Annotated in this window: 11 protein-coding genes; 8 read left to right on the top strand and 3 right to left on the bottom strand. The window is 65.9% G+C overall.

Annotated features, from left to right (window positions below; all coding sequences use genetic code 11):
- Positions 1 to 36: 36 nt before the first annotated feature.
- Both QX132_RS10970 and QX132_RS10965 read right to left on the bottom strand, forming a co-directional pair.
- A complete protein-coding gene (locus tag QX132_RS10970; RefSeq protein WP_316161147.1) occupies positions 37 to 423 on the bottom strand; it encodes a hypothetical protein in 387 nt (128 codons plus the stop codon).
- A 238-nt stretch (positions 424 to 661) separates the two neighbouring features.
- A complete protein-coding gene (locus QX132_RS10965) occupies positions 662 to 1,699 on the bottom strand; it encodes an LLM class flavin-dependent oxidoreductase (RefSeq protein ID WP_316161145.1) in 1,038 nt (345 codons plus the stop codon).
- Positions 1,700 to 2,576: 877 nt separating this feature from the next.
- On the opposite strand from QX132_RS10965, the gene QX132_RS10960 reads away from it, so the two are divergent.
- Both QX132_RS10960 and QX132_RS10955 read left to right on the top strand, forming a co-directional pair.
- The gene (locus QX132_RS10960) at positions 2,577 to 3,608 is read left to right on the top strand and encodes an alpha/beta fold hydrolase (RefSeq protein WP_316161144.1); all 1,032 of its coding nucleotides are present in this window, start codon (positions 2,577 to 2,579) and stop codon (positions 3,606 to 3,608) included.
- Positions 3,609 to 3,622: 14 nt separating this feature from the next.
- Positions 3,623 to 4,585: a fatty acid desaturase gene (locus QX132_RS10955; protein WP_316161142.1), complete on the top strand. Its 963-nt coding sequence runs from the start codon at positions 3,623 to 3,625 to the stop codon at positions 4,583 to 4,585.
- Positions 4,586 to 4,711: 126 nt separating this feature from the next.
- Here QX132_RS10955 and QX132_RS10950 read toward each other — a convergent pair whose 3' ends face one another.
- Positions 4,712 to 6,772, bottom strand: a complete 2,061-nt coding sequence (locus QX132_RS10950; RefSeq protein ID WP_316161140.1) for an ATP-dependent helicase — start codon at positions 6,770 to 6,772, stop codon at positions 4,712 to 4,714.
- Between the two features lie 196 nt (positions 6,773 to 6,968).
- On the opposite strand from QX132_RS10950, the gene QX132_RS10945 reads away from it, so the two are divergent.
- The 6 genes from QX132_RS10945 to QX132_RS10920 all read left to right on the top strand — a co-directional run bounded on the left by QX132_RS10945 (position 6,969) and on the right by QX132_RS10920 (position 14,691).
- Positions 6,969 to 9,281 (top strand): Tex family protein, encoded by a 2,313-nt coding sequence (locus QX132_RS10945; protein ID WP_315773203.1) that lies wholly within the window; start codon positions 6,969 to 6,971, stop codon positions 9,279 to 9,281.
- Between the two features lie 150 nt (positions 9,282 to 9,431).
- Complete coding sequence (locus QX132_RS10940; RefSeq protein ID WP_316161138.1) at positions 9,432 to 10,076, top strand: NAD(P)H-binding protein; 645 nt, start codon at positions 9,432 to 9,434, stop codon at positions 10,074 to 10,076.
- Between the two features lie 331 nt (positions 10,077 to 10,407).
- A complete protein-coding gene (locus tag QX132_RS10935; protein ID WP_316161136.1) occupies positions 10,408 to 11,301 on the top strand; it encodes a TRAP transporter substrate-binding protein in 894 nt (297 codons plus the stop codon).
- 35 nt (positions 11,302 to 11,336) lie between these two features.
- On the top strand, positions 11,337 to 13,352 hold the full coding sequence (locus tag QX132_RS10930) for a HAMP domain-containing methyl-accepting chemotaxis protein (RefSeq protein WP_315783240.1): 2,016 nt from the start codon (positions 11,337 to 11,339) through the stop codon (positions 13,350 to 13,352).
- A gap of 59 nt (positions 13,353 to 13,411) precedes the next feature.
- Positions 13,412 to 14,104, top strand: coding sequence for an alpha/beta family hydrolase (locus QX132_RS10925; RefSeq protein WP_316161134.1), 693 nt, complete (start codon positions 13,412 to 13,414; stop codon positions 14,102 to 14,104).
- A gap of 104 nt (positions 14,105 to 14,208) precedes the next feature.
- Positions 14,209 to 14,691 (top strand): hypothetical protein, encoded by a 483-nt coding sequence (locus tag QX132_RS10920; RefSeq protein WP_315735090.1) that lies wholly within the window; start codon positions 14,209 to 14,211, stop codon positions 14,689 to 14,691.
- Positions 14,692 to 15,006 lie beyond the last annotated feature (315 nt).

Here is a 15,006-nt window from a genome sequence, read left to right as displayed (position 1 = left end):
CGGTGAGCGACGTCGAAGGCTTACAGGGCCTGACGCTTATCGCATGGCCATGCGTGCGAGACCGGTCTGATCCGAGCGCGTGGACGGAAACGACAATCGCCACAAGCTGAAGAGCATCGGGAGTTGGAAAACGAAGCTGATCGCCGCAGCGCCCGCCAGCACCTCGAAACGTTGCGCCTCGATCAGAGCCTTGGCGCTCGGGACGACGTGGACCAGGCCGTCGGCGACGTAGACAAGCGCAACGATCCGCCAGATGTTGGCGGAGAGCCAGCCCATCCTGAAGGCGTGATCGAACAGCGCGAGCAATCCGCCGAGCGCGAGCGTCGAGCTCACCATGTGAGACGGCGTATCGTAGAAGCCGGGCTCCAAGGCGGCCTGAACGAACCAGAGTCCGTAAACCACCGCGATGATCTTCAGCAACATCAGTTCGTCCCCAGGCTTGCAAGCTTGTCGTCCGCCTCCGGGCAGCCGATCGGATTGCTCCCCCTTGATCGGAGCAGGCACGCGCGACGTCGAGCTTACGATGCGTGTCACGAAGGCTCTATTAATCGGCTCGCTTGGATTGTCCTGAACGAGCCGTTTTGGTCGCGCCTCTGATCCAGGTCCCGTGATGCAAGAGCCAGGCGCGGTTGCGGACATGGTGACGGACCGCGTAGGCAGCCTACTGCTCCGCCAGCAACTCCCTCACCCTCGGCACCACCACCTTGCCATACAGCTCGATGCTCCGCATCAGTTTCGCATGCGGCAGTGGACCGGCTGAGTATTTCAGCTGAAACCGCGACAGGCCGAGCGCCTTGATCGTCGCGGCGATCTTCTGCGCCACGGTCTCCGGCGAGCCGACATAGAGCGAGCCGTGATCGGCCTCCTGGACGAACTCGTCGCGGCCCATCGGCGGCCAGCCGCGCTCGCGGCCAATGCGGTCGCGCATGGTCTTGTAGTCCGGCCACAGCTCCTCGCGTGCCACTTCGTCGGTGTCGGCGACATAACCCGGCGAATGCACGCCGATCGGCTTCGTCTCGCGGCCGAACTGCTTGAGCGCGCGATGGTACAGCTCGACATAGGGCGCGAACCGTTTCGGGTCGCCGCCGATGATCGCGAGCATCAGCGGCAGCTCGTAATGCGCGGCGCGCACGACAGACTCGGGACTGCCGCCGACGCCGATCCAGCCCTTCAGCCGCCCATGTTCGACCGGCGGATAGACCAGTTGATCCCTCAGCGGCGGGCGCAACTGGCCCTGCCAGGTCAGCGGCTGCTGCGGTAGCAGGCTGGCGAACAGATCGAGCTTCTCCTCGAACAGCGCCTCGTAGTCCTTCAGATCGAAGCCGAACAGCGGGAAGGACTCGGTGAACGAGCCGCGGCCGAGGATGACCTCGGCGCGGCCGTTCGACACCGCGTCGAGCGTCGAGAAGCGCTGGAACACGCGGATCGGGTCATCCGAGCTCAGCACCGTCACCGCCGAGCCGAGCTTGATCTTCGTGGTGCGTGCGGCGATCGCCGCCAACGCCACCTCCGGCGCCGAGATCGCGAAATCGCCGCGATGGTGCTCGCCGAGCCCGATGAAATCGAGCCCGAGCTGGTCGGCCAGCACCGCCTCCTCGACGACGTCGCGGATCACCTGGGCATGGGCGGCCATCGCGCCCTCCGGGTTGCGGGTGACGTCGCCGAACGTGTCCAGGCCGAATTCGATTGCTGTGCTCATGTCTCATTCCGTTGCGTCGGGCCGTCATACGGCCTCTGCTCGTCAGCTGGAAGGGGCGTAGCCGGATTGCAAGCGGCTGACGCGAAACACAAGGTTAAGCTCTTCGTGTCCACCGTCATTCCGGGGCAATCGTCGGCACGCAGGCGCAAAGCGCCTGCGTGTTGGCGATTGAACCCGGAATCTCGAAGTGAGGAAAGCAATGTCGAGATTCCGGGTTCAAGGCCGGCGGCCTTGCCCCGGAATGACCGGGGCTCAAATGGTCTGGAATGAGACACTTTCGGCGCTCGAATATTTTGCTTTCGTTTTTACCGAAAGTGTGCTCTACTGCGTCCATCCTGCCTCATCGATGAGGGGCGTACGCGCGGTCGTCACGAGACGCGAGGCGGGGATGCGGTGGCCGTAGCGGGTCGCAGCGCGGTGTCGCGCCGACGAACGATCCGATGCGGACAGTCAAGTCGCGTGGTCCTGGCCTCCCGATGCTGAGGTCAAGCCGGATGATGGTGCGGAAGCGCATCACGCCGACGATGGGGGCAACACAGCCGGTCCCCAGGGAGAGCGCGAAGCAGCTGTTAAGACCATCGTGCAGGGAAGGCCGGGATGTCCCAGCCGAACCTGTGGTTCCTGCCGCCTGCATTTTTTTCGCAGGCGGGCCATGGGGGCGGCGAGCTCCCGGTCTTCCCTGCGCCCTCACGTTTCAGAGGGCACGCGATCCGGACAAAGCTCGGGCTTGAGAGGCCGCGGGAATGCGAACCCATGGCCTCGGCTGATGCGATTGCTGCCCGCGCCTCTTGCGCGGTCATGCCATGCCAAAAAATGGGCGTGTGAGCCGGTGACGCATCACGTAGGCTCAAGGCACCTCTCACCCGGACACACGCGCATGACGACAGGCGGCGACTATCAGATCTTCGAGGCGGGCGACGTCGTGTTGCAGTCGGGCGTGACGTTCCCGTCGCTGCGGCTCGCGTACAAGACCTACGGCACGCTGAATGCGGCCAAGGACAACGTCATCCTCTATCCGACCTCGTTCGGTGCCCAGCATATCGACACCGAATGGCTGATCGCGCCCGGCGGCGCGCTCGACCCCACCAAGTACTTCGTCATCATTCCGAACCTGTTCGGCAATGGCCTGTCGTCGTCGCCTTCGAATACGCGCGAGCTGTTCGGCGACGCGCCGTTCCCGTCCATCAGCTATCATGATGCGGTCGCGGTGCAGCGGCGGCTCGTGGAGGAGCAGTTCGGAATCGGCCGGATCGCGCTGGTCTATGGCTGGTCGATGGGCGGCATGCAGGCCTATCACTGGGCCGCCTGTCATCCGGACATGGTGGAGCGTGCGGCGGTGGTGTGCGGCAGCGCGCGCTGCTCGCCCTACAATCACCTGTTTCTCGACGCGGTGAAGGCGGCGCTGATGGCCGATCCCGCATTTCGCAACGGCCGCTTCGCCGAGAAGCCGGTGGCCGGCCTGCGCGCGATGGGGCGGATCTATGCGGGCTGGGCGATGTCCTACGAGTTCTATCGCGACGAGGTCTGGCGCGCGCAGGGCTTTGGCTCGCAGGAGGACTATCTCGCCGCCACCTGGGACTTAGCCTTCGCGCATCGCGACGCGAACAACCTGCTGACTCAGATCGCGATCTGGCAGGGCGGCGACATCAGCAATTGCGCGGCGTTCGGCGGCGATCTCGACCGAGCGCTCGGCGCGATCACCGCCCGCATGTTGCTGATGCCGGGCCAGACCGACCGCTACTTCGATTGGCGCGACAACGAGCGAGAACTTCCCAAGCTCGTGAACGCCCGCTCCGCGGCGCTGCGGCCGATCCCCTCGATCCACGGCCACCGCGCGGGCAATCCGATCCGCATCCCGGCGGACCGCGATTTCATCAACGCCAACGTCTCCGCCCTTCTCCAGAGCTGACACCCGAGTTCGACATGACCGACGTGCCCACCGACGAATTCGCGCCCCGTCCGAAGCTGCTGACACCGCCGGTGCTGCAGCAGCTCTGCACGCGCTCCAACCTGCAGGGCGCGCTACGCACGCTCAGCCATTACGGCGCGATCATCGGCGTGGGTGCGCTGATCGGAGCGATAGCATCGACGCATGGTGTGCTGTGGGCGCTGCCCTTGCTGCCGGTGCAGGGCGTGCTCATCGCGTTCCTGTTCATGGCGGTGCACGAGACCGCGCACAAGACCGCCTTCGACAGCCGCAGGCTCAACCTCGCGGTCGGCTATCTCTCCGGCTTCCTGATCGGACTGCCTTATGAATATTACTGCCTGTTCCATTGGGAGCATCACCGCCACACCCAGGATCCCCTGCGCGATCCGGAGCTGATCGTCGGCCCCAAGCCGCGTTCGGAGACGCAGCTCGCGATTGCCTATTCCGGCCTGGTCCAGATGGCCGGCCGGCTGCGACTGCTGCTGCAACATGCGATCACCGGCGAGGTGACGGTGCCATGGGTGCCTGCCGGCCGCCGCGCCACCATCGTACGCGAGGCGCGCGCCTATGCCGCCGGCTACGCGCTGCTGCTGCTCGGCTCGCTCGCGCTGCACAGCGCGCTGTTGCTGTGGGTCTGGGTGCTGCCGCTGCTGCTGGGGCAATTGGTGTTGCGACCCTATCTCTACGCCGAACACACCGGCTGCGACCATACCAGGAGCGCCTTCCAGAACACCCGCACCACCTTCACCACACGCGCCGTGCACTGGCTCGCCTGGAACATGCCCTATCACGTCGAGCACCACGCCTATCCCGCGGTGCCGTTCCACGCGCTGCCGAAGCTGCATGCGATCGTCGACGGCGAGATCAAGTATCGCGGCGAGGGCTACATTGCGGTGACGCGGCAGACCTGGGCGTGGTTTCGGGCGCAGTGGAAGGAGAGGAAAGCCGAGACGTCATGAAATTAGATCCTGCGGCGAGCGCGGTGCTTACCTCGCCCCGCTTGCGCGGCGAGAGATCCCGCCAAACGACGCAAACTGCGCAAGCAGCAAGGGCCCAGTTCGTAGCAGGGAGGGCGAAGGATCCGCTCACCGCCAGCGCTCGCGCATGCGGGCACCGAGGTCGATGCGCGGACCCTGGCTCGCATACGCCGCGCCGGGCTGCGCCCGCGGCCAGCTGGTGCGTTCGAACAGCGGCACCAGCGCTTCCGGAATGAACCGCGTGCGTGAGGCATAGACATGACGATCGCCGCGCACCGGCTGGCCATGGACGAAGAAGCGCTGCGGCACCAGCAGATGCAGGTCGTCCTTGGCGCGGGTCATGGCGACGTAGAGCAGCCGGCGCTCCTCTTCCAGCTCGGCGCTCGTGCCGGCGCCGAGATCGGAGGGCATGCAGCCGTCGACGACGTTGAGGATGTGCACGGAATTCCACTCCATGCCCTTGGCGGAATGGATGGTGGAGAGGATCAGATAGTCCTCGTCGAGCAAAGGCACGCCGGACTGATCGGAGGTGGCGTCGGGCGGGTCGAGCGTCAGCTCGGTGAGGAAACGCTCGCGCGATGGATAGCCGCTCGCGATCTGCTCGAGCTGCAGCAGGTCGGCGGTTCGCACCTCCGCATCTTCATGAACGCGCTCGAGATGCGGCTGATACCAGTGCCTGACGCGCTCGATATCCCCGGGCCATTCCGAGACGCGCAACTGCTCCAACGCACGCACGAACGCCGTCCAATCCTCGCCGGCGCGCGCCGGCGCGGGTTGCTCACACAACCGTGCGATCGGATCGGCGCTCTCGCTGATGGCATCGAGCAGGCGCTGCGCCGACGCGGGTCCGATGCCGGGGATCAGATGCAGCACGCGGAAGCCGGCGATGCGGTCGCGCGGATTCGCGACGAAGCGCAAGCAGGCCAGCACGTCCTTGACATGGGCGGCATCGAGGAACTTCAACCCGCCGAACTTCACGAACGGGATGTTGCGGCGCGTGAGCTCGAATTCCAACGGCCCGCTGTGCGACGACGTTCGGAACAGGACGGCCTGCCGCTTCAGCACGATGCCTTCCTCGCGCTTCGCCAGCACCTGCTCGACGATGTAGCGCGCCTGGTCGGTCTCGTCGCTGATCGTCACGAGCTGCGGTTTGCGCGAGCTCGTGCGGTCGGTCCACAAATTCTTGGTGAAGCGCTCGCGTGCCAGCCCGATCACGCCGTTGGCCGCGGTGAGGATCGGCTGCGTCGATCGGTAGTTGCGGTCCAGCGTGACGATGTCGGCGCGCGGGCTGAACTGATCGGGAAATTCGAGGATGTTGCGCACGGTGGCGGCGCGGAAGGCGTAGATCGACTGCGCGTCGTCGCCGACCACCGTCAGTCCCGCGCCGTCGGGCTTCAAGCCGAGCAGGATCTGCGACTGCAGCCGGTTGGTGTCCTGATATTCGTCGACCAGCACGTGGTCGAAGCGATCGCCGATCTCGCGCGCGATGGTTTCGTCCGCCATCATCTGCGCCCAGTACAGCAGCAAATCGTCGTAGTCGAGCACGGCATTGGCCTGCTTGGCTTCGACATAGGCCGCGAACAGGCCCTTCAGCTCGCCGGCCCATTCCGCGCACCATGGAAAGTGCCGCACCAGTGCCTCGTCGAGCGGCATGTCGGCGTTGACGCAGCGCGAATAGATCGCAAGGCAGGTGCCTTTGGTCGGAAAGCGCCGCTGCGTGTTGGACAAGCCGCGCTCGTGCCGCACCAGATTCATCAAGTCGGCGGAATCCTCGCGATCATGGATCGTGAACACAGGGTCGAGGCCGACGCGCTCAGCGTAGTCGCGCAGCATCCGCGCGCCGAGGCCATGAAACGTGCCGGCCCAGGTGAGCGCGGCCGTGATCGGCTCGGCCTTGCCGCCCAGCACCTTGCGAGCGATGCGCTCGACCCTGCGGCTCATCTCGCTCGCCGCGCGGCGCGAGAACGTCATCAACAGGATACGGCGCGGATCGGCACCATTGACGAGCAGATGTGCGACGCGATGCGCGAGCGTGTTGGTCTTGCCCGATCCCGCGCCGGCAATGATCAGCAGCGGCGGGCCCGGTGCGGCCAGCGCACCGCCATGCTCGACGGCGCGGCGCTGCTCCGGATTGAGATCGTCGAGATATGTCGCAGCCGTGGCCTGCACGAATCGTCCCTCAGCCTGCAAGAATCAGTGATTTGCGCCTCATGTGCAACGCGATGGCCCGGTCGCGGCAGCGTTTTACATGATTCGCAACCGGTCTTTTTTGTCACGGTTGCCCACAGAGCGTCCGCCAGCCGCTTGCGCTGGCGCGCGTGCACTCCTATCCAATCAGCCCCGTCACGAATCTCGGAAGAACACCGTGTCGAATTTTGCCTCCATCATCGCCGCTGAGCTCGCCGTCAGGGATGCCCAGGTCCAGGCCGCGATCGACCTGCTCGATGGCGGCGCGACCGTGCCGTTCATCGCGCGCTACCGCAAGGAAGCGACTGGCATGCTGGACGACACGCAGCTGCGCACGCTGGAGGAACGGCTGCGATATCTGCGCGAGATGGATGCACGGCGCACCGCGATCATCGAGAGCATCAAGGCACAGGGCAAGATGACGCCGGAGATCGAGCTGGCGCTGGCGACCGCCGACACCAAGGCCCGGCTCGAGGACATCTATCTGCCGTTCAAGGAGAAGCGCCGCACCAAGGCGCAGATCGCCAAGGAAGCCGGACTCGAGCCGCTCGCCGACATGCTGATCGGCGATCCGATGAAGGCTCCGGAAGTCGAGGCCAAGGCGTTTATCAAGAAGGACGGCGACAATCCGGTCAAGGACGTCAAGGCGGCGCTGGAAGGCGCACGCGCGATCCTGGTCGAGCGCTTCGCCGAGCATGCCGATCTCGTCGGCTCGTTGCGTGAGGAGATGTGGACCCGCGGCGCCGTGAAGGCGACGGTGCGGCACGGCAAGAAGACCGAGGGCGCGAAATTCGCCGATTACTTCGACTTCTCCGAGCCGTTCACCAAGCTGCCGTCGCACCGCATCCTGGCGATGCTGCGCGGCGAGAAGGAAGAGGTGCTGCAGCTCGATTTCGGCGATGGCGAGCCGGAGGATTCGAAGGACCCGTCGCTGTATGAGAATCGCATCGCGGTGACCTTCGGCATCTCGCGGCAGGGCCGCCCAGCCGATCAGTTCCTGTCCGACTCCGTGCGCTGGGCCTGGCGCACCCGCATCAAGACCTCGCTGGCGCTCGATATCCGCATGCGGCTGTGGCAGGAGGCGGAGAAGGAGGCGGTGCGCGTGTTCGCGGCGAACCTGCGTGATCTGCTGCTCGCTGCTCCCGCCGGCGGCCGCGCCACGCTCGGCCTCGATCCCGGCTTCCGCACCGGCGTCAAGGTCGCGGTGATCGACCGCACCGGCAAGTTCGTCGACCACGCCACGATCTATCCGCACGAGCCGCAGCGGCAGTGGAACGAGAGCATGCTGACGCTCGCGCAGCTCTGCATCAAGCATCGCATCGAGCTGGTCGCGATCGGCAACGGCACGGCGTCGCGTGAAACGGAGAAGCTGGTCAACGATTTGATGAAGCTGAAGCCGGATCTCAAGCTGACCAAGGCGATCGTGTCGGAAGCCGGCGCGTCGGTCTATTCGGCCTCGGAGTTCGCCGCGAAGGAATTCCCCAATCTCGACGTGTCGATCCGCGGCGCCGTTTCGATCGCGCGCCGCCTGCAGGATCCGCTCGGCGAGCTCGTCAAGGTACCGCCGGCCTCGATCGGCGTCGGCCAGTATCAGCACGACCTCAATCAGTATGAGCTGGCACGCGCGCTCGATGCCACCGTCGAGGACTGCGTGAACGCCGTCGGCGTCGACCTCAACACCGCCTCGGCGCCGCTGCTCGCACGCGTGTCGGGCATCGGGGAGAGCCTCGCACAGAACATCGTCGCGCACCGTGACAGCAACGGCCCGTTCCCGAGCCGCGACAAGCTGAAGGAAGTGCCGCGGCTCGGACCGAAGGCGTTCGAGCAATGCGCCGGCTTCCTGCGCATCCGCGACGGCGACAATCCGCTCGACGCCTCCGGCGTGCATCCGGAATCCTATCCGATCGTGAAGAAGATCCTCGAGGCGACCAAGAGCGACATCAAGGCGCTGATTGGTGAGACCAAGGTGCTGAAGGCGTTGAGCCCGACGAAGTTCGCCGACGAGCGCTTCGGCGTGCCGACGGTCACCGACATCATCAAGGAGCTGGAGAAGCCCGGCCGCGATCCGCGTCCGGAGTTCAAGACGGCCACCTTCCAGGAGGGCGTCGAGAAGATCACCCATCTCAAGCCCGGCATGATCCTGGAGGCGACTATCACCAACGTCGCGGCGTTCGGCGCCTTCGCCGATATCGGCGTGCACCAGGACGGCCTGATCCACATCTCGGCGATGTCCGAGAAGCGCATCAATGATCCGCGCGAGGTGGTGAAGCCGGGGCAGGTCGTGAAGGTGAAGGTGCTCGACGTCGACGTGCCGCGCAACCGCATCTCGCTGACGCTTCGGCTGTCCGATCCGCTGCCGGCGAAGGGCGAGAAGCGGACCAGCGCACGGCCGCCGGCGGCCCGCATGACCACGCGTGAGGAGAAGTCGTCGGGCGGCGGCGCGCTTGCGGCGGCGATGGCCAAGGCGGCGGAGCGGCGCAAGGGCGCCTGAGGCGGATGGCGATGAGGCGCCGCGGAGGGCATGTCCCCTCTGCGGCGTCATGTCTGCGGCGTCATGGCCTTCGGCGGCGTGTCGTTGCCGTCTTCCCTATCTGTGCGGTGATGCTTACCTTGCTCGGCGGGCCGCGAGCGGAGACCGAGCATGACGAACCGGACCGTGATCATTGCCGGCGCGACCGGGCTGGTGGGACGGGAGCTTCTTCGCGGCCTGCTTGCCGACCCGACCGTGGATCGCGTGCATGTCGTCGGCCGCCGCGCGCCGCCTGACCATTCGCCCAAGCTGACGGCGCATGTCGTGGATTTCACCGCGCTGCCGTCCCTGCCGCCGGCCGACGAGCTCTATCTGGCACTCGGGACCACGATCAAGGCGGCCGGGAGCCAGGCCGCCTTCCGCGCCATCGATCACGACGCGAACCTCGCCGTCGCCAAGGCCGCGCTCGCGAGCGGCACCAGGCGCGTTGGTCTGGTCAGCGCGATGGGCGCCGACAGCAGCTCGCCCGTCTTCTATAGCCGGGTGAAAGGCGAGCTCGAGGACGATCTGACCGCGCTGCCCTTCGAGGGCTTGGTGATCGCGCGGCCTTCGCTGCTGGTCGGCCCGCGGGCGGAGCTGGGACAGCCTAGCCGGCCGGGCGAGGAATGGGGCAACAGGCTGAACAGCATCATCGGCTTCCTGATTCCGGCGAACTACAAGCCCATCGCGGCGGCGGACGTCGCCAATGCACTGCTGATGGCTGTTCCTACGGTTGCCGGCACGCGAGTGATGCTGTCAGGGGCCATGCGCCGATGATCGAGCCTGCCGCTCTTGCGTAGCGGCTTGGTCTCACCATTTTCGATAAATCGAAATCAAGTATCGCGCCGCGCCTCAGGCTTTGGATCGACAGGTGAACTCGGCGATCTCCGTAGTTTTACGGCCGTATCGCATGTGACTATCAGGGAGTGAACGGCTGAAGCGGGCAAGACGGGAATCGCGTCTTAACATCTTAACCATATCTCGCTGGTAGTTGTGCATCGAGGAAAAACGAACCCGGTGTTTCATGCGCAGACAGCTGCTTGAAGTTTGTTTCTTGGCATTGGTGGGAACCCTGCTCGGAACCCAAGCGGCGACGGCGTCTCCGCGAATGGTGTCGCTGGTCTTCAACTCGCAGATTCAGAACCCGCAGCAGATCGGGTCGGACGAATTTCGCGTGAAGCTGCAGGCGCTGGCCGGCAAGCGGCTCATCATTGATGAGCGTGCGGGCAACGCATTCGGCAGCGAGGCGGCGGTGCTGGCTGCGACCCGGAGCGGCGCGGTGGACGTGGCAGTGGTGTCCGGCGGCATCGCCAGCGCGGTCGTTCCCGAGCTTGGCGTCTTCGACATCCCGTTCCTGTTCCGTGACACCGCGCATGCCAAGGCGGTTGCGCAAGGGCCGGTCGCCGCCGCGATCGGCGCCAAGTTCGCCGACAAGGGACTGGTGCTGCTGGCGCTGGGCAAGCAGGGCTTTCGCAATCTCACCAACTCGAAGCGTCCGGTCCGTACCGTCGATGACGTCAAGGGCCTCAAGATCCGCGTGATCCCCAATCCCGTCTACCAGATGACCTTCAAGGCGCTCGGTGCCGACGTGATGCCGATGGATTTTCCGCTGGTCTATGCAGCGCTCAAGGACGGTCGTCTGGACGGTCAGGAAAATCCGGTCGCCACCATCGCGGCCAATCGCTTCGACGAGGTGCAGAAATATCTGACGCTCACCGGCCATTTCTTCGCGCCGATCGCCTTCGTCGCCAACCGCGCGATGTTCGATCATCTCGATGCGGCGGACCGTGACGCGCTGGTTGCCGCCGCCAAGGCGGCTGCGGAGGTCACTTGGCAGGCCCAGCTCGATGCGCAGAAGCTCGATGAGCTGCGCAAGGGCGGCATGGAGGTGATCGAGACGTTCGATCGCAAGACCTTCGTCGATGCGGTCAGGCCGCTCGATCCCGACTTCGAGAAGCGCTTCGGCAAGGAGCTGCTCGCCACTATCAGGTCCACTCCGTGAAACAGCCGGGCAAATCGATGAAATTGTCTTCTCTGATGTCTTGGATCGGTGTCCGCCCGCGAATCTTCGGCGGCTTTGCCTTGATCCTGAGCTTCCTGGTGTTGCTCGGCGGCTTCGCCATGATCCAGGTCGGGCGCATCGGCGGCACCGTGGACGAACTCGTCACCAGCGCGGCCGGGGACGCCGGCATGTCGCAGGTGCGTGCCGCGCTGCTCGCTGCCAACGGCGCGGTTGAGAGATTCATCCGTACCTGGAACGTCGGTGACAAGGATGCGGCCAGCAAGGCCATCGACGCCGTCGGCGGTCTCGCCGATCAGGTCGAGAAGCAGTCCGGCAGGCTGAAGGTGCTGGCTGACGGCATGGGCCCGGTGCGAAGCGCGCTGGCGGCCTATCGCTCATCGTTCGCTGCCGCGGCCGAGGCCGTGGACCGCCTGCGCGCGGCGACGACCAAGACCGACGCATTGGGCGCCGTCGCCGGAATCAACATGGGCGGCATCCAGGTTGCCCTCGCCAATCGCGCGGGCAGCGAGCCGTTGATGAATCCGTTGCGTCTGGCCAGCGTCGTCGACGCGGTCCGCATCGCGGTGATGCGCTATACCAACACGTTGTCGAATGGCGATGCCGACGATGCCAGGCTCACCTTCGTCTATGCGAAGCTCGCGATTGCCGATGCGGAGGCCGAGATCGCGGGTGTCGATGATGCCAAGCTGAAGGCGCTGGTTGCTGCGCTGAAAGAGGCTCTCACGGCGGATGCGGCTGCGCTCGAGGAGGTGATCAAGGTGGCCACTGACCTGCGCGCCAAGCAGGCGGAGCTCGCCAAGGCGAGCGCCTCGATCGATACCCAGGTCAGCCGGATCAACCAGCAGCTCGGTGCGGCGCGCGCAGAGCAGGCCGCGAGGACCGGCGTCGCGGTCGAAGATACCAAGCAGACCATCATCGTGACGGCAGCCGCAGCCGTGATATTCGGAGCGGTGCTGGCCTGGCTGATCGGCGCCAGCGTGTCGAACCCGATCCGCGGCATGACCGACCGCATGCAGTCGCTGGCGGCCGGCGAATTGGATCAGCCGATTCCCGGCGGCGAGCAGCGCGACGAGATCGGCCGGATGGCGCGCGCCGTGGAGATTTTCCGTGACAATGCGCTTGCTGTACGCCGCATGGAGCAGGAGGCCGCGGCACAGCGTGAAGCTGCGGAGGCCGAGCGCGCCCGCATGATGTCCGATCTGGCTGGTCGATTCGAGCAGGGCATGCAGGGCGTCATCACCGGCGTCGGCGGGCGTGCGACCGAGATGGGCGAGAGCGCCAGCGAGCTGGCGCGCGTCGCCGAACGCGGCCGTGGCCTTGCGGAAGCGGTCGCCAGCCGGGCCGAGCAGGCCTCCGTCAATGTGCAGACCGTGGCCTCGGCGACCCAGGAGCTCGCGGCCTCGATCAGGGAGATCTCCTCCCAGGTCCAGCGCTCGGTCACGGTGTCGACCCGGGCCACGCACGAGACGCAGCGGACATCCGAGCTGATCGACGGGCTGTCCAGCGCGGCGGAGAGGATCGGCACCATCGTGCAGCTGATCCAGGCGATCGCGAGCCAGACCAACCTGCTGGCGCTCAACGCCACCATCGAGGCGGCGCGCGCCGGCGAGGCCGGCCGCGGCTTTGCGATCGTCGCGAGCGAGGTGAAGAACCTCGCCTCGCAGACCGCGCAGGCGACGGAGCAGATCTCGAGCCAGATCGCGACCATCCAGAGCGCGACGCAGGAGACGGTCGGCGCGATCGCCCAGTTCGGCACGACCGTGCGGGAGATTGCCGAGATCTCCAATGCGATCGCCGCCGCGGTGGAGCAGCAGGGGGCTGCGACCAGCGAGATCGCCCGCAACGTCGAGCAGGCGGCCAGCGGCACGGCGGCGGTCACGCAGGAGATCGGCGACGTGCGTAACGTGGCCGGGCAGACCGATGCCGGCGCTGAAGCTGCGCTGGCGGCGGCCGCCGCGCTGCAGCAGCAGGCCGCTTCGCTGAAGAGCAATGTCGCCGACTTCCTGCAGACGATCCGGACCGCGGCCTGAGCTGCAAAGTCGGTGGCGACTGGAGTTGACGCAAGGAGCGCAGGCTCACACGCTGGGGCATGACCGAGCACCAGCCGCGTTCCCTTGCGTTTCCCGTCGACGGCGCGGACGTCGTGTCCGCGCTGTTCATGGCCCCGCCGCGGCCGCGCGCCGGTTTCGTGTTCGCCCATGGGGCGGGCGCCGGCATGACCCACGTCTTCATGAACCAAGCGGCCGCAAGCCTTGCCGCGCGCGGCATCGCGACGCTCCGCTTTCAATTTCCCTACATGGAGAAGGGCAGCAAGCGCCCTGATCCGCCCGCACTCGCCCACGCCGCGGTGCGGGCTGCCGTGGCGGAGGCCGCGCGGCTCTGTCCGGGGCTGCCGCTCGTCGCGGGCGGCAAGTCGTTCGGAGCGCGCATGACGTCGCAGGCGCAGAGTGCAGCGCCGCTGCCAGGCGTGACCGGGCTCGCCTTTCTCGGCTTTCCGCTTCACCCCGCCGGCAAGCCCTCCATTGTGCGCGCCGATCATCTCGCTCCGATCGAGGTCCCGATGCTGTTCCTGCAGGGGACGCGCGACAAGCTGGCGGAGATGGAGCTGCTCGCGCCCGTCGTGAAGCGGCTGGGACCGCGCGCGACCGTGCATTGGATCGATCAGGCCGACCACGCCTTCCACGTGCCTGCGCGCTCCGGCCGGAATGATCGGGCCGTCATGGAGGACCTGACGGAGGCGTTCGCGGCGTGGCTGGAGACCCTGGAAGCGCGTGCCGGCTGACGCGCCGAGCGCCTCTTTCGGAGAAAAATGGCATGAGAACAAAAATAGAACTTCTCCGTCACCAGAGGTTGAGGCATAGTTATAATAAAAGGGAGGGGAGTTCGATGAGGTCGGCAGTGTTGGCGGTGTCGGTATGCGCGCTCGGCGTGCTGATGCTCTCTGCAGCTCCGTCGCGCGCCGATGCCAGGCTCACCGGCATGGTGGTCGTGAAGGGGACTTGCCAGAAGCTCATCGTCGCGGGAGAGGATCGCAGCTCCGAATGCAAGGGCGCGCTGCTCAATACCGACTATGACGATCAGCGCACCGGCTTCTACTTCACCTTGCTCGACGGCAGCGTGGTCACGTTCTCGAACCGCGGCGATCTGCAGGAGCAACCCGGACCGGACAAGTTCGTCACGCCGGTCGATATGATGATCATTGGCCAAAGTCGGAAGACGATCAACAAGGTGACGGCGAAGGGGCAATGCCGTCACGGCAATCCCTTCAAGGGACCCGACCTGATCGAATGCACGGCCGACAGCGAGATCGGCCGCTTTGAAGGGCTATTTCTGTCCAATGGCGAGAAGCCAGTGATGCAGACTTTCTGAGGCCGTCACCCCTGTGCGCAAGCAGGATGAGCCAGCAGGAGAGCTCGTCGCTGCGTCGCCGGTCGTCACTCGCCACCGTACGGTCCACGCGGCAAATCCGGCCTGCTCGGCAATATCCACTTTGTCAGAGGATCGCGATGAGAGAGACAGCTTCATCCGTTTGGCCGCTGGCCCTCGGCGTGGCGAGCCTGCCGGCCAAGTCGGTCCGTGCAGAGGATGGATTGAAGGGGATCGAGACGTTTCACGGCGCCTGCAAGAAGCTCACGGTCGCGGAAGGACCGGACCGCCGACTGCAAGGGCGTTTAGCTCAACACG

The organism is Bradyrhizobium sp. SZCCHNRI20481, from assembly GCF_032485055.1.
Taxonomy (GTDB): domain Bacteria; phylum Pseudomonadota; class Alphaproteobacteria; order Rhizobiales; family Xanthobacteraceae; genus Bradyrhizobium.
Note: the sequence above shows the minus strand (reverse complement) of the source record. Positions and strands in the feature narration are given on the sequence as shown.